This window comes from Polyangium sp. 15x6, from assembly GCF_029960785.1.
Classification (GTDB): Bacteria; Myxococcota_A; Polyangia; order Polyangiales; family Polyangiaceae; genus Polyangium.
Genome location: NZ_JASBQE010000053.1, coordinates 35893 through 55184, shown reverse-complemented (window position 1 = coordinate 55184; position 19292 = coordinate 35893). Strand labels below are relative to the sequence as shown.

The following is a 19292-nucleotide window of genomic DNA, read 5'->3' as shown; positions in this document are numbered from 1 at the left end:
GCCGATGGGCCGGTCCCGCGGGCGACTCGGGGCTAGCACGCCAGGGGCGCGATGGAAAGCCGGAGCAAGAACGAAGGCGTGCTAGGCTTCGAAGGTGAACTTTCTCCTGCACAGGCACCTCGCGGAGGCGCATACGGGCTCACGCGCGGCGGGCGCAGGCGCGATGCTGCCGGACCTCTGGCGAATGGCGGACAGACGCGTGCGGCCGCGCCACCCAGTCGAAATTGGCAGCTCGCTCGGAGGGCGGCTGGCGGAGGTGCTCGTGGGGATCCGGCACCACGTGGCGGTCGACCATTGGTTTCACGGCGATCGCGTCTTCCTCGAGGGCGAGAAGCTCGTCGCGGCGCGCATTCGCGAGGCGGAGCTCGAGGCGAAACGAATGGGGCTCCTCGCGCACGTCACGTGGGAGATGTGCCTGGACGGCGCGCTCCTCCGGCGAGCTGGCTTCGAGGCGACGCGCGCGGCCCTCACGGAGGGCTTTTCGACGATCGAAAGCGATTTCGAGGCCGCCGCGACGATGCACCATTTCGGCACGCACGAGCGGACCGCGGAGGAGCGCGCCGCGTTCGACGCGCGGATGAAGCGGCTCCGCGCCGAGATCGAGCGGGGACCGTGGATCGAGGGGTATCAATACGGCGAGGGGGTCGCGATTCGCGTCTCCGGGGTGCGCGCGCGGCTCGGGCTCGCGCCGCTCGACGCGACCGATCACGCGCGGCTCGGGCGGGCGCTCGACGGCGTGGCGCGCGAGGCCGACGCGATCCTCGAGGAGATCCTGCGAGCGCCCTCGCCCCTCGGCGATGGACGTGTCCGGCCCTCAGCGGTGCTTGCGCTTGGGGCCTGACCTCCGGAACGGGAAACGAAAACGTGGCTTTCGATCGATCCGTTCGCCCTCGCGGAGCCACGCGAAGGGATCGGCGAAGCCGGCCATCCAGGGCAAACGCTTGTAGGCGAGGAACACGAGCTCGCCGCCGCGGATGCCGGCGTCGAGGCGATCCTGCCAGGCGCCGAGGAGCCGCGGATCGAGGTCCGGGTTCGTCGAGAAGAACGTTCCTTCCTCGATTCGCTCGGGGAAACGGAAGCAGATACCGCCGGAGACGCAGACGGGGTGAAAGAGCGTGGCGGCGACGCGCGTGATGGCCCCGACGCGCTCGTTCTCGGGGAGCGCGAGCACGTCGAGGCTGCCTCGCGAGACGATGACGAGCACGAACGAGCGGCCCTCGACGATCGAGAGGTGGAGGTCGTCCACATCGTATTCATGGCGCAGGAAATCCGGCGCGGCCTTGGTGGCGTGGTGGACCAGGCGCCGGACGGGACGGGCGGCGTCGTAGGGGCTTTTTCCCTGGGCAAACAGGGTGCGTGCCCAGTGCCTCGATTCGGCGAGGGCCTGGCCGGGTACGTCGACGCGGCCGTCGAGATCGTCGAAGCCCTCGGATTGCGCGGTTTCGATGTCGTCTAGCCATTTCATGAGATCCGCCTCGCGAAACGACGAAAAAACGAGCGTATGCGGTCGCGGGGGGATTCGCGAGGTGGTGCCTCGCCGCCCCGGTATCGCTTCACGATCTTCTCGACCCGAAATCCTTCGTCCGGGAGAAACTCGACCCAGACGAGGCCCCAGAAGACCTTGAGGATGTCGTGCCTGGAAAAGAGGACGCCGACGCCGCCACAATAATAGCGGGTCGTGCCGCCGTGCGAGAACTCGAGGCACGCCTCGTACCGGTTGAGGCCGGGGCTCACCTTGCCGTCGGGCAGGCGGGTATGCGAGGGCGGGTAGGTTTTTCCTTCCACGACCGGGCCGTCCACGAGTGCCGCGGAGAGGCGCTTTTCGCCGACCAGCATCGTCTTCGACAAGCCCGCGCGGGGATTTTTCTCCCAGTCGGCGACGAGGGGCTTTTCGCCGTTGCCCTGATCCGGATCGGCCCAGACGACGAGCATGCGCGCCTCGCCCGGCGCGCCGATCTGCGCGAGCATGCCCCGCACGAGGCGCACGATGGCCTGGCACTCCCCCGAGGCGGCGACGTAATCGACCATCGGCCACGCGCCGCCGACTTCGTTGAAATAACGCGGATGGTCGAACTCCGCGGGCACGTCGGGGTTCGGGAGGAGCGCGTAATACGGGAATCGGCGCAGGAAGCTCTCGACGATGGCGTGCGGATCCAGGCTGTTCGCCTGCTTCGCCCATTCCACGGCCTTCGCCACGCGTCGCGGGGTCGCGCCGTCCTCCTTGTAGGGCGCCATGGGCGTGGATCGCGGCGGCCCCATCGTGACGAACATGGGAATGGAGGTGACGGCGGGCGCGAGGACCGCGGCCTCGGACGCGGACCAGCGTACGTCGAACGAGAGAGCGTCGAGCTTGCGCGCGAGCGGATGGTCGGAGACGAGTGTGATCGAGGACGTCCCGGGAGAGATCGGAATGGTTTGTCTAAATTGGATATCGCCGGGGCCCTCGCCCTCGAGGGTGATGGAGCCGGGCGGCGCCGCGGCCGCGTCGAGGGTGAGCTCCAGGCGGACCTTTTCGCCGAGGGTATGGCTCACGGGGACGCGGGACGCAGGCGTCCATTCGGGCTCGGGGCAGGCGCGATCGGACCAGCGCCAGCCGCTCGGCTCATCGCAGCCGCGGAGCGTGCCGTGATCGGAGTCGACCCGGATCGATTCGATTCGAATGGTGTTCTCCGGCCTCGGCGCGGACGTGTCCCCTCCGCGCGGCGGCTCGCCGTTCGGCTCCCCCACGATGGCCTCCCGGGGCGCGAGGCCAGACCGGAAGAGCCACAGGCCTCCGGGCCGCTACGCCGCCCTCACGGGAAACCTCCGGTCGAGCCCCCCCGATCGTCAACTGCCGGGAGGGCGGGCCGAGCCGCGGTTTTCGAAGGCGGGAGAAATCGAAATCAGCGAAGGGCGGCGTGTTTCTCCCGCTCGGCTTCGAGGTAGGCGCGGCCTTCCTCGGCGGTATCGAAGAACGCGAGCGGCACGCCGTGCCTGAGGAGCGCGTCCGTGGCGCGGTTCAGCATCGTCCCGAGGACACGCACGGGGAAGGAGGCGCCGACGACGGCGATGCCGCGGATCGCCTTGGCGCCCTTGGCCTCGCGGACGGCCCAGACGCGCGCGTCGCGGGTCACGGAGATCGAGTGCGCGCTGTCGAAGAGACAATAGACCGCGGGCTCTTCGCGGCCCATCTCGTCGATGCGCTCGTAGAGGGCCATCATGTCGCCCCGCGTGACGTCGCCGCTCCAGCGCACGACGAGGATCGCTCCTTCTCGTCTGGACCAGTGCGCCCCCATCTTCTCGAAGCCGGCATCCATGTTCGCCACGACGGAACGAAGATACACGCTCGCGCGTGGTGATGGAAGGAGGCCGGTCCCATGACGAACAATGTCCTACCACCTGTAATTCGCGCGTGACGAGTTCGTCCAATGGATGCAAGATGGACGCGTTCGATGGGTTCGGCGCGGCGCGGAGAAGTCGCCGGCGCGCCCGATCTCGCGATCGAGTCTTTCGCACCGAGGGCGGACGGACGTCCTCGTGAAACCTCAGAGATCCCGGCACAGGAGGGCCGGTCGGGGATCCTTTTTTCCGGGTCGCCCGAGAACCATATCATCATGCCGCGACGCACCGTTCCCGAGCCGTTTGCACTGAAGGTGGGCACCCGTATCCGTGAGCTGCGCAAGGAGCGTGGATTGTCGCTCGGAAAGCTCGCCGACGCCTGTTATCTGTCGAAGGGCCATCTCTCGAGCGTCGAGCACGGGCTCGCCGCCATCACGATCCAGACGATCGAGCGGCTCGCGTTCGGCTTCGGCGTGCCCCCGCTCTACCTGCTCACGTTCGCCGCGGACGACGAGCGCGCGAAGACGGCGGAGCTGCTCCGCGAGATGTCGAACGCCGACGTGCGCAAGATCCGCCGCCGGATCCAGGAGGAGACCGGCATCCGCGTCAAGCGCAGCTAGGACAAAATTCGTCCCACCGTGCCCCGCGCGCCGCGTCACGGCGCGTCGGGCACGGTAGGACGAAAAGCGTCCGATCCGGGACCATTTTTCGGTTCTCCGTGCGTCCGAGGACGTGCATGATAGCTGGCCCCGTGTGATCCGGCCGATTCACGCGGGATCCATTTCGACGAACTTGCGACTTGCCGGCGTGTTTCGCCGGTCGGGCCGCGCTTTTTTGGCCCGAGAAAGACGAGGACCATGCCCCGACGATCCGTTCCCGATCCGTTTGCGATGCAGGTGGGCGCCCGTATCCGTGAGCTGCGCCTCGAGCGAAACCTGTCCCTCGCCGCCCTCGCGGACGCGAGCGCGCTGTCGAAAGGCCACCTCTCGAGCGTCGAGCACGGGCTCGCCGCCATCACGATCCAGACGATCGAGCGCCTCGCGATCGGCTTCGACGTGCCGCCGCTCTACATCCTGACCTTCCCGGCCGAGGACGAGCGCGCCCACGTGGCGGAGCTGTTGCGGCAGCTCTCGAACGCCGACGTCAAGAAGATCCGCCGGCAACTCCAGGTGGATCTCGGCATCAAGAAGGCGCGCTAGCGCTTTCCGCAGGTGATGATCCCGTGTACGCTCGAGGGCGTGCACGGGACACGCTTTTCGCTTCACGCTTTGCTTTGGACCGCTTCCTTCGGGCTTTTCGCCTGTGGCTCCGGGGATCCGGCGAATCCGGACCCGGGGCCCGCAAAGCCCCCGCCGCCCTCCGAATGCAACGGCCGCGCAGAGCTCTGCGACAGGCCCTTCGATACGGTGGCGTTCCCCGCGACGCACAATGCCATGTCCTCGTTCGAGCTCGGCTGGGCCGCGCCGAACCAGAACTTCGGCATGAAACACCAGCTCGAAGACGGCATCCGCGCGATGCTGATCGATACACACCGCTGGAACGACGATCTCTATCTGTGCCACTCGATCTGCGAGCTCGGGAAGACGCTCCTCGTGGACGCGCTCGTCGAGATGCGTGTCTTCCTCGACGCACACCCGCACGAGGTCGTGACGCTCATCATCCAGGACGGCATCACGCCCGAGGAGACGGCGGGCGTGTTCGAAAAAGCGGGGCTCGCAGGTCGCACGTACGCGCACGAGGACGGAGCACCCTGGCCGACGCTGCGGGAGCTGCTCCTCGATGGAAAGCAGCTCGTCGTGGGCGCCGAGGACGAGGGTCCGCCGCCCGCGTGGTATCACCATTTCTGGGGCATCGCCTGGGACACGCCGTATTCGTTCGAAAGCGTGGAGGACTTCAACTGCGCGCCGAACCGGGGGACACAAGGAAACGATCTGTTTCTCTTGAACCACTGGATCGGGCCGATCCCGACGCCCGAGCGGGGCGAGACGGCGAACGCGTACGAGGTGCTGTCGGCGCGGGCGAAGAAGTGCCAGACGGAGGGCGGGCAGATTCCGAATTTCGTGGCCGTCGATTTTTACGATCTCGGCGGGCTGTTCCAGGTGGTGGACGAGCTGAACGGGTTTTGACTGCGGTACGCGGCGGGACCGACTCCCCTACCCCTGCTCCGAAGCCGGCGTCGGCTGCCTGTGCAACATCAACGAGACGCCGAGCAACATCGCGGCCCCCGCCGCGGCGCCGAGGAACGGAGAGATCGGCCCCACGCGGCTGTACATGAAGCCCCACGTCACGGGCCAGATCGTCCGCGCCCAGCTCCCCGTCGATTGCGCATATCCGAGCACCGTGCCCCGCTGGTCCTCCCGCGCGAACTTCGACGCGAGCGACGAAATGGACGGGTTGTTGATCGCCACGCCCACGCCGATGAGGACGTTCGCGAGGACCATCATCCACGAATGCATCGAGAAGGCCGCGAAGAGCATGCCCGCGAGCATGAGCGCGGCCGCACACTCGACCAGCGTGAGCTCGCTGTAGCGCGCCGAGAGGCGCTTGATCAAGAAGCCCTGGATCACGACCCCGGACACGCCGAAGATCGCGAACATGTAGCCGACCTGCTCCCCGGTCCACCCGAATCGATCATGCGAGAGGAGCGGGAACGCGACGTTCAGGACCGTCATGGCCATGAACGTCAAGAAATACATCTGGAGGATCGTCACGACGCGTTTGTCGGAGACGATCTCCGTGAAGGTCGCCTCCTTCCGGGGCTCGTCCCGCGTGGGGCCACGATAGGCGTCGTGCCCGCCGCGCTCGGGCTCGCGCACGGGCCGCGTCTCCGGCATGAGCGCCGCAGCGAGAATCAGGTCGGCCAAGGCCATCACGGCCGCCGCGATCGGCGGCGCCCAGGACGCGATCTTGGCCGTCATGCTGCCGATCACCGGCCCCATGATCATCCCGAGCCCGATCCCCGCCCCGAGCCGCCCCATGGCCGCCGCGCGATCCTTCTTGTCCGTCACGTCCGCGATCGCCGCCTGACACGCGGCCAGGTTGCCCGCCGTCGCCCCCGCGAGCAGACGCGACACGAACAGGCACCAGAGCACCTGGAAGTGCACCGCCGCGGCGAAAAGCACCATGCTCGCCGCATTGCCGGCCAGGCTGAGCACGATGACCGACCGACGGCCCAGCCGATCGGACAAACGCCCGAGCACGGGCGTCGCCAGCGCCTGCGCCAGCGAATAACTGCTGATCAGCATTCCGGTGACGGTGCCCGTCCACTCCTCGGACACCAGCGGCTTCACGTAAAACGGGAGCAGCGGAATCGTGATCCCGAACCCGACGAGGTCGAGGAACACGGTCAAGACGACGACGAAGAGGACGCGGTCGCGCACCTTCTCGCGCGAGACCGCTTCGGCGGTGGACATGGCTGTTTCTGGCATCGGGAGGGACGTGAGGGGGCGTCCTACCCATGACAGAAAGCCAAGCTGCTGTCACGCGAAAATGTCTAATGCCAGCGGACGAGGCGCGCCGCGAAGCGATCCGGCAAGGACTCGTGCGCAGGGATGACGCGGACGCCGAAAGCGTGCTCACCGCTCTCGTGGGTGGGAATTTCGCCCTCGAAGCGATGGCGGCCGCCGCCGAGATCCGACGCGTGACGCATCGAAGCGCCCTCCGCGCCGCGGAGCGCGCCGTTCGGGCCCGGACGACCATAATGAAGCTCGACGACGACGTCGCCCGGCGAGAGGACGCCGAGGTGGATCTCCGCCGCGACGCGCAAAGGCTCGCCGCTCGGGAGGCGCGAGGGGCCGAGCTGCGCCACGGAATCGACACGTACGGAGCCCCAGGCGGCGCGCACGCGGGCCTTCCATTCGCAGACGGCGCGCGCCGCGAGGAGGCCATCCTCCGTCATGCGGCGATGTCGCTCGAGAGCAGGCTCGTAATACATTTCGGCATACTCGCGCGCCATGCGGGTCGTGTTGAACGCCGGGCCGATCGTGGCAATGCTGCGCTTCATGCGGGCTATCCAGCTCCGCGGGAGGCCGGCGGTGTCACGCTCGTAATAAAGCGGGACGATGTCCTCTTCGAGCAATCGATAGAGGGCCTGGGCCTCGACGTGGTCGCCGTGGCCGGTGTCCGCGTACTCCTCGCCGCGGCCAATGGAAAAGCCATTGTCGCCCGCGTATCCCTCGGGCCACCAGCCGTCGAGGATGCTCGCATTGAGGACGCCGTTGAGGCCGGCCTTCATGCCGCTCGTGCCGCTCGCTTCGAGGGGTCTGCGCGGGGTGTTGAGCCAGACGTCGACGCCCGCGACGAGGGTGCGCGCGACGCCCATGTCATAATCCTCGACGAAGACGATGCGGCCGCGGAAGGGCTCGGCCATGCCCGCGCGCACGATGTCACGAATGAGCTCCTTGCCGCCCCAGTCCTGCGGGTGCGCTTTGCCGGAAAAGACGAGCTGCACCGGGCGATGCGGCTCGTGGAGGATCCGCGCGAGGCGCGCCGCGTCGCGGAGGAGGAGCGTGCCGCGCTTGTACGTGGCGAAGCGGCGGGCAAACCCGATCGTGAGCGCCTTCGGGTCGAGGAGGCGCTCGATCCGCGCCGGATCCTCGGCGCGCCCCTTCTGCGCGGAAAGGACGGCGAGGCGGGCGCGAATCTGCTTCACGAGGCGCTCTTTGCGGCGGATGTGCGCGGCCCAGAGGACCTCGTCGGGAATCTCGGCGATTTTCGCCCAGACGCCAGGCTCGGCGGCACGTTCGAGGAAATCGGGACCGAGGTAACTCGCATACAGCGAGGCGAGATCGCCGTCGAGCCAGGTGGGGACGTGGACGCCGTTCGTGACCGAGCCGATCGGGATTTCGGAGGCAGGGAGGCCCGGCCAGAGGACACTCCACATGGCGCGCGCCTCGCGGCCGTGGAGCATGCTGACGCCGTTGTAACGGTCGGCCATTCGAATGGCGAGGACCGGCATGGAGAACTCGCTGCCGGGCCGATCGGGATCGACGCGGCCGAGGCGCATGGCCTCCTCGGCCCCGAGCCCGAGGCCCTCGCCGAGGACCTTCAGATACGGGAGCGCGAGGTCGTGCGCGAATGCATCATTTCCGGCCGGCACGGGGGTGTGCGTGGTGAAGACGTGGCCCGCCGCGGCCGCCTCGGACGCCACGACGAAAGGCGCGCCGGTGCGCGCCATGATCTGACGGACTCGTTCGAGCGCGAGGAACGCGGAATGGCCTTCGTTCATGTGGCAGACGCGCGGCTCCTCTGCCAGCGCGGAGAGGAGCCGGACGCCGCCCACGCCGAGCAGGACCTCCTGGCAGATGCGGTGCGCGCGATCGCCGCCATAGAGGGTATTCGTGAGCGCCCGATCCTCGGGCGGGTTTTCGGGGATGTCGGCGTCGAGCAAATAAAGCGGGACGCGGCCGACCTGCGCGCGCCAGGCCTGGAGCTTGACCTCGCGCCGGGCCGCCTCCCCGCGCGCGGGGAGCTCGACGGACGTGAACACGCGCCGGCCCTTTTCGTCGTTCACGGGCGAGACGGGCAAATCGTGCCAGTCGTTCGGCGGATATCGCTCGTTCTGCCAGCCCTCGATATCGAGGCTCTGGCGGAAATACCCCTGCGAGAACGCGATTCCCACGCCGACGAGCGGCAAGCCGAGATCACTCGCGCTCTTCAGGTGATCGCCGGCGAGGACGCCGAGCCCCCCCGAATACACGGGCAAACACTCGTGGACGCCGAATTCCATGGAGAAATAGGCCACGGTGCCGCGCGACGCCGCGTTCTTGCCGTATTTCCGGTCGAACCAGGTGGAGCGGTCGAGGTAATCGCGCAGGGAGCGCTCGACCGCGGAGAGGGCCCGGAGATACCCATCGTCCCGCGCGAGCTCGTCGAGGCGGCGCTGCGAGGCGAGCTGGAGCAGGAGGATCGGGTTGTGCGCGACGCGCTCGTACAGCTCGGCGTCCACGCGCCAATAGAGCTCACGCGCGGCCGGGGTCCACGTCCACCACAGATTTTGCGCAATCGTGACGAGCGGCGCGAGCTCCGGCGGTATCGTCGGGAAGATCTGGTACCGGTGGACCGTGAACATGGGCGCACCGTAGAGCATCGAGCGGTTCGATGCTCGCGAGATCGGCGAGCCCGAGATCAATCGCAGTGGCCGGCTCCGTCCGCGTTGAGAAGGCCGGATCGGAGAAATACTTCGAGGCGGCCACGCTCGCCCATACCGAGGAGGCGTGCCCCGCGCGGCGAGACGATCACCGGGATTCTCCGGTCGAACGAGCCCTGCTCCCATTCTTTTTGCCAGGACTCCAGGGTCTTTTTGTCGTTTTCCCCGACGATGAGCTCGGGCAAACCCGCGACGCGGCGGAGCTCGTCGAGCACGCACGAATCGGAGATGTCCCGGGCGTGAACCCACAAGGCCCGATACAAGAGCGTCTTCAAGGACTCCGCGCGGGCCGGGTCGTGCCGGCGAGCGGCCGCGACGAGGAGCGTCGCCCGCTCGGTGTTCGGCCGCGCAGGCGGGGTGCTGATGCTGACGGCAGGCTCGCGTTGCCGCACGGAGAGGACCTCGCGCTGGAGCTCCTCACGCTCGGGGGTCGTGTTTTTCGCGGGGATGGGGAGGTGCGGCATGTGGCGGATGCCGCGCCATTCGACCTTGCGCTCCGCGCCGAGCTCCAGGAGCCGCTCGTTCTGCGCGTGGCAGAATGGGCAATTGAGGTCGCCGTAAAATACGTACGGCGCGCTCGAGGCCGCGCCCTGGGCCGGCTCATTCATGAATGATCACCGTGGTCCCTTCCCCGAAATCGTCGCCCGCGTTCACCGCATGCCAGCCGTCCGGCACGGGCGGGTCGGTCCAGAGGAATACGCGGTGCGCGTCGACGGGGGAGAGATTGACGCAGCCGTGGCTGCGCGGCGTGCCGAAGACGTCGTGCCAGTAGGCCGTGTGGAGCGCGTATCCACTCTCGAAATACTGGATGTACGGGACGTCGCGGAGCTGGAACGTGCCCTCGCCGCGGCGACGCGTGACGCCGTACTCGCCGTCGCCCTTCGTCGGGATCTTCTCCGCGCCTCCGGCCGCGGGGGCGGGTTTGCCCTTCGCCGCGCCGGGCTTCGCGGCGGCCGGCTTCGCCGCGGGTTTGCCGCCCTTCGCAGCCGCCTTCGGGTCGGGCTTGCCGCCGGGCTTTGCGCCTTTGTCGCCGGCCTTCGGCGCCGCGGGCTTGCCGCCGCCGTCAGGCGAATGCGAGGCCGCGACGGTCGTGACCTTGGCGCCGCCCACGCTCGAGCCCTCGTTCGAGTCCATGGTGGCCGTGATGTGCTTGTTGCGAATCTTGAAGACGCCGCGGACCGTGGCCGTGGTCTTCTTGGGATCGTCGAGGCCAGCTTTGCCCGTGGAGACGAGCGTCGCGTAAATGGGGCGCTTGCCCTCCCACATCACGAAGGTCTGGTTCGTGATGGAGATCTCGATCCATTTCTTGCCCTTCTCGGCGTCCTCGGGGAACGAGGCGGGCGGGACGGCGAGGCCGACGTCGAGCTGGCTGAGCCAGCGTTTGTCCTTCGTGCGGTAATACTTGACGCCCTCGACGGTCTTCATGGTGCCGGCGAGCGCGTGGGCGCTGCGCCATTCGACGTCGCTGTCGGGAATGGCCTTGCCCTTGGAGATGCGGTACGTCTTGGCGCCCTGCGTGCGGACGAACGCGAGCGGGAGCGAGAACTCGTCCGTGAGCTCGAGCCCGTGCCAGGGCGAGCCGAGGTCGGGCTTGATCTTGGTATTCGGCGCGAGGCGCAGATCCGTGGTGATCGCGAAGCGGCGATTGAGGTTGTCCTCGCCCGTGGGGAAGGAGCCGATGAGCGAGAGGCCCGTGTGGCGACGCGCGCGGTCGGCGAAGACGGCGAAATCGGGGACCTTGAAATCGCTGATGTTGGGGACGAGGCGTTTTCCGCCTTCGAGCCAGAAAGGAATGGGATCCGCGTCGGTCTCGCCGCCGAGGAGCTGGCCGAGCGCGAGCTCCTGCGAATTTTTCCCGAGGCCCATCTCGCCGATGTGCTTGCCGGGAACGGGGACGCCGCGCTCGTCGATCGGTACGTCGGGCGCGCCGAGGACGACCTGGTTCACCGTGGCCTCGTTCTGCTTGTACCAGTCGAGGTGCTCCTGGAGCTTGAACTCGGAGTCGAACTGCTGCTTGGCCGTCGGGACCTTGATGTAGAGCGGGAGGACGGCCCGGACGAACGCATATCGATACGGCAGCGCTGCCTTGAGGTCCGGGCGCTTGGCGGCGGCCTTGAGGATGGGACTTTCGAGGTCGGTCGTGGCGTCATCCCCGGCGCACACGAAGCCCTTCGGGTGAATCTCGTACCAGCCGCCCGGACAACCGGCCTTGCCGACGGGCTCTTCCGAGCGGGCGACCTTGGCCCCGACGCGCAGATAACCGAGCTTCTTCGCAGTGTCGCGCGGCTCGGCGTAGACGGTGGTGACGAACGCCGTGATGCCGAGGAGCGGTTTGTCCGGAGGCGGCGGGGGCTCGGGGACGGAGTTCTGGCCCTGGGTAGCGGGCGGCGGCGCGGCCGCGTCGTCGGGGACGCCGCCGTCGGCCTGCGCGGTCGCGCCGGGGCGCTTGCAGCCGAGGGCGGCGAGGGCGGCGAGGGTGGCGAGGGTGAAGGCGCCGAGCCGCGCGCGGCCCGAGCCCACAAAAAGCGAGGGTGCGGAGGAGCGAGCGCGCGGGATCATGGGGGATGGATGCCAAAAGATGCGGCCGGATGCAAAGGGAAGGTGCGAGGTGGAGGGAGAACGATCGGCCCGAGGTGGGATGCGACGTACTTCCGTGCGCCGCCGCGCCGTGCGAGGCTTCGCGCGCGAGCCATGATCGACGTGAGCGTGCCTTGCCCATGTGGAGCGGGCGCGCGGAGCGGCTGCTTGAAGGAGGGCTAGACGAGCAGGCCCGGCAGCGGCCCATTGCAATAGGCCGGATTGCCGAACGTCGTGACGGGCACGCCCATGGCGTGGGCGATCGCGATCAGAAGATCGTTGTGGTAGGCGCCGGAATGCTTGAACCATCGCCCGGTGTTCAGCGCGCCGCCCGCGCCGCCCATGAGGAGCAGCGGGACGTCGCGGCGCGCGTGGGTGTTGCCCTGCGCAATGTCGCTGCACCAGAGGATGACGGTGTTGTCGAGGACCGTGCCGTCGCCCTCGGGGACGCTGTCGAGCTTCTGGCAGAGGTACGCGAGCTGCTGCGCGTGCCAGTTGCCAATGTCGATGAGCGCCTGCTGCCGCTTCGTGTCCGAGTCGCTCGAATGCGAGAGCGTGTGGTGCGGCTCGTCCAGCCCGAGCCAGGTGAAGACCTTGCCCGTCTGGACCGTGGTCCACTGGATGCTCGCGACCCGCGTGAGGTCGCAGATGAGCGACATCGCGAGGAGGTCGAGCTGGGTCTTGGCGATCTCCGGATAGTTGTCGTTTTCGAGGGGCTCGACGGGCGCGCCGAGGAGGGGCGGGTTGCAAGAGCCGCCGATGACGCCGGGCGCGTCGAGGCGCTTTTCGATCTCGCGGACGGCCTCGAGGTGCGCGTCGACCTTCATGCGATCACTCGTGCCGAGGCGCGAGGAGAGGTGCTTGTAGTCGCCGCTCACGGCGTCGAGCACGGTCTTTCTCTGCGCGCGCAGGCGCGCGAGGGCCTCGGGGTCGGTTCCGAGGTCCGAGAAGATGCGCTTGTACGCCTGGTACGGGTCGTCCTCGGGCGGGACGGGTTGTCCGGGGCCGCGGTAGGAGATGCGCGCCGAGACGTTGGCGTACTGGACCTGGACGCCGAACTCGAGCGAGGGGAAGCGCGTGGTCTGGCCGAGCTGGTCCGCGAGGAACTGGTCGAGCGAGATGCCGCCGGCCCAGCCGACCATCTTGCCGGGGTTACACGCGTACGGGAAGAGCGAGCCCTCCTGGAGCTCGGTGCCCGTGAGCGCGTGGCCGATGCCCTGCTGGTGCGGGTCGCCGGGGCCGTGGTAGGCGGACTCGTAGTCGACGCCTTCGAGGAGGATCGCCTTCTTCTTGAAGGGCTCGAGCGGCGCGAGGATGGGGCCGAAGGTGAAGTCGGTCTCGGTGCCCGTGGGGATCCACGCGGGTCGGACCGTGCCGAGGCCCGTAAAAAAAACGACAAAACGCTTCGGGAAGGCGGTGGCGCGGGCCGAATCGGCCATGGCCCCGAGGAACGGCAGGCCAACGGCCACGCCGCCGAGGCCGCGAAGGAGCGTGCGACGGCTCAGGGTCCTCTGTTTCATGGTGCCTGCGTCACGACGGCCCGGCGATACCGGAACGCGTCGGTCTGGGTGAGGGCGACGAGCAGCTTCTGGACGTTGAAGCCGCTCTCCGCGAAGGCCTTCTGGATCTCGCTCATCGAGCAACGATCGTCCTCGCCTTCGACTCTGCCGTAGGCGAAGCGGAACCACTGGGTGGCGACACACTGGCGCGCCTCCTCGCTCTGCGCGAGGCGCTGGCCGAGCTCGACGACGCCCTCGAAGGGGCCGTCGATGCCGCGGGTGTCGACGAGCTCGCCGGAGTCGTCGATGGGCAAACCCTGTTCGGTGTCGCGGTAGAGGCCGATGCCGTCGTAGTGCTCGAAGCCGAAGCCGACGGGATCCATCTTCACGTGGCAGCCCGCGCAAGCCGGGTTCTCCGAGTGCTCGGCGAAGCGCTCGCGCGTGGTGGCGTCGGGGCGGATGTCGGGCGCGTTGAAGGCGGCGTTGTTCGGCGGCGGCGGGAGGATCTGGCAGAGGAGGCGCTCGCGGACGAACTTGCCGCGATGCACGGGCGAGGTCTGGTTCGGCTTGCCCGTGGCGGCGAGGACGCTCGCGTGCGTGAGGATGCCGGAGGTCTTCGTGGGATCGAGCTCGACGCGCTCGAAGCTCTGCGTGGCCGGGCCATCCTCGACGCCGTAGAACGAGGCGAGCTCGGCGTTCAGTAGCGAATAGTTGGCGGTGAAGACGCTGCCGATGTCGCCCTGGCCCTCGAAGATGACGTCTTCGAGGAAGGCGAGGGTCTCGGCCCGCCAGAGCGGTCGCAGGCCCTCGTAGTACTTGGGGTACGCGGAGCTGTCCTTCTTGATGTTGTCGAGGTGGGAGAGGCCGAGCCACTGGGCGTTGAAGTTCGCCACGGCCTCGCGCGCCCGCGGATCACCCAGCATGCGGCGCGCTTCGTTGGCGATCTCTTCCTTCGTGCCGAGGCGCCCCTCGTCCGCGGCCGCGAAGAGGGCCTCGTCCGGCATGGTGCCCCAGAGCATGTACGAGAGGCGCGAGGCGATCTCGTGGTGGGAGAGCGGCACGACGTCGGCCTCGACGGGGTCGGGCATGCCGAACTCGACGCGGTAGAGGAAGTGCGGGGACTGGAGCATCACCTGGAGGACGAGCTCGACGCCCTTGGAAAAACCGTCCTCGCCGAGGCCCCACGAGAAGACGTCCTGGAGGCGCGAGACCTCGTCGTCCGTGAGGGGTCGGCGATACGCGCGGCGGCCGAAGGTCTGGATGAAGGTGGTGGCGCACGCCTGCTGCCCGATCGTTTCGGGATTACAGGGGAGCAGGGCGCCGAGGTCCTTCACCGCGCGGGCGGCGATCTGCTCGGCCGCGACCATGTACTGCTCGGCGAGGATCTGTGTGACGCCGAGGGCCGTGGCCTGGTTGTCGAAACCCATGGCCTCTTCCTCGGGCACGAAGCTCGAAGCAGGCTGGGTGTCGTCACCGAGCAGGTCGCGGACGGTGTTGTTGTACTCGAACCGGGTCATACGCCGGATGGGCGATTTGCCGGGGATCGTGCCGACGCACTGGAAGGCAGGAGCCTCCCCGGTATCTTCGCCCGGCGGGTCGCCGATGTGACCCGAACAAGCCGCGAGGGACGCCGCCGCAGAAAGGGCGAGGGCGCCACCGAAAAGCCAGGGCAAGCGCACAGCGTGGGTCATGAGCAAGGATCCGCGGGGGCTTGGCCGCGGCTCTCCGAGCGTAGAAGAAGGTGGGCCGGGCGTCGACCATTTCCTGATGCCGTACGCGTGCTTCGGCTCGACGGCGAAGGAGAGATCGCTACCCTGCGGGCCGTGCCCAGAAGGGGAATCCGCCGCGCCGCCGGGATGCTCGCGCTCACGACCGCCGCCGTCACCGCCTCCGCGGCCGCATCCGCCGCCGCTCCCGCTCCCCCCTCGCCGGTCGGGGGCCGCTTGCGCTTCGGCGTGGAGGTCGCGGCGCGCTGGTTCGCGTACTCGGACCCGCTGAAGGTCGCCACGAACCTGCGGCCGTACGACGTCGTCGGGGTGCCGATGATCTCCCTCGGCGGTGAGCTCGAGCCCTTGCGATGGACACGCGTGCCGGTGCTCGAAGGCGTGGCCATCACGGGCGAGTACACGTTCGCGCCGCACCTCACGTCCGCCGTGACCGAGGGGCGCGATATCCAGACGAGCTGGGATCACGGGAATCTGGGGCTCCGGGTGCCGATCCGGCTCGGGCGCGGGGAGCGCGCGCCGGTGGTCGCGCCGCGCGTGGGGTACGGCTGGCTCGGTTTTTCGTTCCAGGAGACAGGGCCGCTCGCGGCGGAGATCCCGACGGTGAGCTACACGCTCGTGCGCGTGGGCCTCGACGGGCGGATCCGGATCGCGGGGCCGCTCACGCTGGTGGCGGCATTCGAATATCTAGAGCCTACCTCGGGCGGGGCGCTCTACGAGCGGTTTCGGGATGCGACGATCGGCGGGATCGACGCGGATCTCGGCGTCGCATTCGCGCTGACGAAGGGGACGGAGCTCTCGCTTTCGTTCGGGTATACGCGGTTCTTCTCGACGTTCGTGCCCGTGCCGGGCGACGCGTACGTGGCCGGCGGGGCGCTCGATCAATTCGGCGGTGTGAAGCTTGGGATCGACTATGCCCCGTGAAAACCGTCCCCTCGGGCGCGCGCTCGTCTCCGCGCTCTTGCCGCTCGTGATCACGCTGCTCGCCGCGGGTTGCCCCGGCCGGCTGGAAGACCCCGACCGCTTCCTCGACGGCGGCGGCGGCTTCACCTGCCCGGACATCGTGACGGAGCTCTTTCCGAAGAGCTGCGGCGGATCGATCTGCCACGAGGGCGCCGAGCCGGCAGCGGGGCTCGATCTGATAGCGCCGGGCGTGGTTTCACGGCTCGTCGACAAGATGGGACGCGATTGCCCGGGGATCCTGGTGGACCCGGTGGTCCCGGAGTCGAGCTTGCTTTACGAAAAATTGCAGCCGCTGCCGAGCTGCGGGTCGCCGATGCCGATCGGACAACCGACGCTGACGCCGGAGGAGCTCGCCTGCGTACGAGAATGGATCTCGGCGCAGTCGCCGACGGGCGGTGGGAACGGAGACGGCGGGGGCGGGCCGTAGGGATCCGGGCGGCCGTGTCACGCGGCCGTGACAGCGGGCGTCACGCGGCCATGACACCCGTCATGGCGTCGTGTCGATGGGAGGGATGCGCTCGTGGCCGCGCGGCGGAAACCTGCTGCATCCGTCGGCCGTGCGCGACTGGTATCGCCTTTGCGATGGGCTTCGTACCCCCCGACGCGACGGATGGTCGCAAGCGATATCCGCCTCCGCGAGAAAGAAAGCGTGACGAATCCATGACGAAGAAAATTTTTGGTTTGCCGGCGTTCGCCCTCCTTGCCTGCATGCTCCCGGCCTGCGCCGTCGATTCCATGACGGAGGTCGAGGACGGCATCGACATGCCGGGAGCGGCGCCCGCGAGCGCACAGGTGGATGGAAAGATCGCGACACTGGAGCTGTCCGGCGGGAAGGTGATCTTCGTCGACGAGGGGGACGGCGTTGGTTTCTGGGAGATCGGGAACGTCGATCTCTCGTCGCTGCTCCACGAGCAAAATGCCTCTGCGCTCGAGGTCTTCCTCGCGCTCGCGCCGGAAGGGACGCCCGTCCCGTCGCGGCTCGTGGAGCATCACGCCGAGGTCGCCGCGCGGACCGGCACGGTGCCCGCGGAGCCGCGAAAGCTCGCGCCGACGTTCGTGATGCCCGAACTCGCGTATCTCACGAACGAGCCCTTCGACTACCACGGCTCGGGCCTCAACTGCTGGGGCTGGGGAGGGACGCTCAGCGATTACAATGCGTCGACGGGCTACGACTCCTTCGATCTCGCGACGTTCCGGAGCAGCTTCATCGCCGACTCGCAGATCACCGGAACCGTGGCCGCGGTCTCGAACGGCTCCGGCACCCTGTACTCGACGTCCGCGGGCGGCGGCGGGTGGTTCGATACCTCGTGGAGCCACGAGCGCGAAATGGCCATTTGCGCGTCGAAGGCCATCCCGTACGGCCAGCCGGGGAGCTGCGACGGCAATGGCGTCTTCGTGAACGTCACCGTGCAGCGCACGGACGACGCTGTAACGTTCGTGGGTGTCGACACGCTCGACCTCGAAGCGTTCGGCGTGGGCGCGCGCTTCCGCTCGAACGCCACCAATACCGGGAGCCGCGCGCGCAAGTATCGCATCCAGGCCACGTTCAATGCCGAAAACGACACGAGCCCCACCGCCGACACGGAGTGCCAGGACCAGGCCGCGGTGGTCTGGCGGTCGAAGCATACGGGCGGCGGCATCATCCTCCCGTAGACAAACTCTGGTTCCAGGACACTATACGCGACCACGAGTAACGCATTGTCGTGACGCAGCCAACCGGCCATCGCGCGCTGCGCATTTCAGGTCTCGAGCATCTCCACACGCCACCCCGATCGGAGGTATACCGCCAGGGACGTATGCCTGAGACCACCCTCGTGGAGCGCTTGCGTGGTGTGGAGCGGCTCTGCCTGCCGGTATGGGTCTTCGACGTGGAGCGGGCCCGCATGGCCTGGGGGAACGCCGCCGCCCTCGAGATCTGGCGCTCGCCGAGCCTCGACGAGTTCCTCGCCCGCGACTACTCCGATGCCTCCGCCGCAACCCGCACCCGCAACGAGGGCTTGCTCCGCAAGCTGCGCGCGGGCCACGACGCGCACATCGAGCACACGTTCACGTTCTATCCCCGCGGCGAGCCCTTGCACCTGCGGGTCTTCATGTCCGCCATCGAGCTCGACGACGGGCGCTTCGCCCTGCTTTACGAAGGCCACGTGCGGACCGAGGAGCAAGACCCGAGGATCCTGCGTAGCGAAGAGGCGCTGCGGCACGTCTCCGCGATGGTCGCGCTTCTCTCCACGGAAGGCGCAGTACTCGTGACGAACCCGGCCGCCGAGCGCGCCTTCGGCAGGTCGAGCACGCCGTCGGCCTGGTTCGAGGACCCAAGCGCGGCGGCGCGGATCCTGAAGGTCGCCCAGACCCAGGAGGTGCTGCACGAGGAGCTCGTCGCGCTCACGAACGACGGGCCGCGATGGCACGCCGTGGAGGCGCGGCGGACGAGTGATCCGGCGACCGGGAAGCACGCGGTCGTCGTGCATCAGGTGGACGTGACCGAGCGGCGGGAGCGTGAGGCGCTGGTCGAGGCGCAGCAGCGCGAGATCCTGGAGCTGTCGGCGCCGCTGCTCGACGTCGCCGAAGGGATCGTCGCGGTGCCGATCGTCGCGGCCTTGACCGAGGCGCGGAGCGCCGAGCTCGAACGGCGGCTCCTGCCCGGCGTGGCTTCGCGCGGGGCGCAGGTGGTCGTGTTCGATCTGACGGGCGCGACCGCCTCGGAGGGCGAAGGGCTCGCCCAGCTCGTGCGGCTGATCAGCGCCGTGCGGCTGCTCGGCGCGCGGCCGATGGTGACGGGCGTGCGGCCGGCGCTGGCGAGAGAGCTCGTCCAGAGCGGCGCGGAGCTCGCGGGCGCGTCGGTGATGCGATCGCTGCGGGATGCGCTTTCGGCGTCGCGCCCGCCGCAGCGGCCTTTCCGGCGCTGAAGCGCGATTCGGGCGGCGAGGGTCTGTCTCGGTCGAAGGACGGCGCACGTTCGACGGGCCCGATTTTGAACAATCGGGATGCCATGCCATAATGCGTCTGAATTTTGCGTCGAGGGTGGGGCCGGACGGGACGAAATCGGCCGAGACGGAGGGTCGA

17 protein-coding genes are annotated in these 19292 nt (G+C 68.4%); 8 read left to right on the top strand and 9 right to left on the bottom strand.

What is annotated here, in order from left to right:
* Positions 1–94: 94 nt before the first annotated feature.
* Positions 95–841: a hypothetical protein gene (locus QHF83_RS31940; protein ID WP_282421779.1), complete on the top strand. Its 747-nt coding sequence runs from the start codon at positions 95–97 to the stop codon at positions 839–841.
* Here the strand turns inward: QHF83_RS31940 and QHF83_RS31935 are convergent.
* The 3 genes from QHF83_RS31935 to QHF83_RS31925 form a co-directional block, all read right to left on the bottom strand.
* On the bottom strand, positions 815–1465 hold the full coding sequence (locus QHF83_RS31935; RefSeq protein ID WP_282421778.1) for a hypothetical protein: 651 nt from the start codon (positions 1463–1465) through the stop codon (positions 815–817). The genes QHF83_RS31940 and QHF83_RS31935 overlap by 27 nt on opposite strands.
* A complete protein-coding gene (locus tag QHF83_RS31930) occupies positions 1462–2727 on the bottom strand; it encodes a hypothetical protein (protein ID WP_282421777.1) in 1266 nt (421 codons plus the stop codon). Before QHF83_RS31930 ends, QHF83_RS31935 begins: the two co-directional genes overlap by 4 nt.
* Positions 2728–2882: 155 nt before the next feature.
* Complete coding sequence (locus QHF83_RS31925; RefSeq protein ID WP_282421805.1) at positions 2883–3296, bottom strand: STAS/SEC14 domain-containing protein; 414 nt, start codon at positions 3294–3296, stop codon at positions 2883–2885.
* Between the two features lie 297 nt (positions 3297–3593).
* Between QHF83_RS31925 and QHF83_RS31920 the strand changes: the two genes are divergently transcribed.
* The 3 genes from QHF83_RS31920 (at position 3594) to QHF83_RS31910 (ending at position 5444) form a co-directional block, all read left to right on the top strand.
* Complete coding sequence (locus tag QHF83_RS31920) at positions 3594–3938, top strand: helix-turn-helix transcriptional regulator (RefSeq protein ID WP_282421776.1); 345 nt, start codon at positions 3594–3596, stop codon at positions 3936–3938.
* 237 nt (positions 3939–4175) lie between these two features.
* Positions 4176–4517 (top strand): helix-turn-helix domain-containing protein, encoded by a 342-nt coding sequence (locus QHF83_RS31915; RefSeq protein WP_136929187.1) that lies wholly within the window; start codon positions 4176–4178, stop codon positions 4515–4517.
* A 234-nt stretch (positions 4518–4751) separates the two neighbouring features.
* Positions 4752–5444 carry a hypothetical protein gene (locus tag QHF83_RS31910; protein ID WP_282421775.1) on the top strand — a complete coding sequence of 231 codons (693 nt, stop codon included), beginning with the start codon at positions 4752–4754 and terminating at the stop codon, positions 5442–5444.
* A gap of 27 nt (positions 5445–5471) precedes the next feature.
* On the opposite strand, the gene QHF83_RS31905 is transcribed toward QHF83_RS31910, so the two are convergent.
* From QHF83_RS31905 to QHF83_RS31880, 6 genes are all read right to left on the bottom strand, one after another.
* Positions 5472–6731: an MFS transporter gene (locus tag QHF83_RS31905; RefSeq protein ID WP_282421774.1), complete on the bottom strand. Its 1260-nt coding sequence runs from the start codon at positions 6729–6731 to the stop codon at positions 5472–5474.
* Between the two features lie 80 nt (positions 6732–6811).
* Positions 6812–9388, bottom strand: coding sequence for an alpha-glucan family phosphorylase (gene glgP, locus QHF83_RS31900; RefSeq protein ID WP_282421773.1), 2577 nt, complete (start codon positions 9386–9388; stop codon positions 6812–6814).
* A gap of 56 nt (positions 9389–9444) precedes the next feature.
* Positions 9445–10074: a DsbA family protein gene (locus QHF83_RS31895; RefSeq protein WP_282421772.1), complete on the bottom strand. Its 630-nt coding sequence runs from the start codon at positions 10072–10074 to the stop codon at positions 9445–9447.
* On the bottom strand, positions 10067–12025 hold the full coding sequence (locus QHF83_RS31890; RefSeq protein ID WP_282421771.1) for a L,D-transpeptidase: 1959 nt from the start codon (positions 12023–12025) through the stop codon (positions 10067–10069). The genes QHF83_RS31895 and QHF83_RS31890 overlap by 8 nt, the downstream gene beginning before the upstream one ends.
* A 197-nt stretch (positions 12026–12222) precedes the next feature.
* Positions 12223–13563 carry a DUF1552 domain-containing protein gene (locus tag QHF83_RS31885; protein ID WP_282421770.1) on the bottom strand — a complete coding sequence of 447 codons (1341 nt, stop codon included), beginning with the start codon at positions 13561–13563 and terminating at the stop codon, positions 12223–12225.
* Positions 13560–15233 carry a DUF1592 domain-containing protein gene (locus QHF83_RS31880; RefSeq protein ID WP_282421769.1) on the bottom strand — a complete coding sequence of 558 codons (1674 nt, stop codon included), beginning with the start codon at positions 15231–15233 and terminating at the stop codon, positions 13560–13562. The genes QHF83_RS31885 and QHF83_RS31880 overlap by 4 nt, the downstream gene beginning before the upstream one ends.
* 132 nt (positions 15234–15365) lie before the next feature.
* On the opposite strand from QHF83_RS31880, the gene QHF83_RS31875 reads away from it, so the two are divergent.
* From QHF83_RS31875 to QHF83_RS31860, 4 genes are all read left to right on the top strand, one after another.
* Positions 15366–16190: a hypothetical protein gene (locus QHF83_RS31875; RefSeq protein WP_282421768.1), complete on the top strand. Its 825-nt coding sequence runs from the start codon at positions 15366–15368 to the stop codon at positions 16188–16190.
* Positions 16180–16656: a hypothetical protein gene (locus tag QHF83_RS31870; protein WP_282421767.1), complete on the top strand. Its 477-nt coding sequence runs from the start codon at positions 16180–16182 to the stop codon at positions 16654–16656. Before QHF83_RS31875 ends, QHF83_RS31870 begins: the two co-directional genes overlap by 11 nt.
* Before the next feature lie 233 nt (positions 16657–16889).
* Positions 16890–17882, top strand: a complete 993-nt coding sequence (locus tag QHF83_RS31865) for a hypothetical protein (RefSeq protein ID WP_282421766.1) — start codon at positions 16890–16892, stop codon at positions 17880–17882.
* 143 nt (positions 17883–18025) lie between these two features.
* Positions 18026–19135, top strand: a complete 1110-nt coding sequence (locus tag QHF83_RS31860; protein WP_282421765.1) for a PAS domain-containing protein — start codon at positions 18026–18028, stop codon at positions 19133–19135.
* Positions 19136–19292 lie beyond the last annotated feature (157 nt).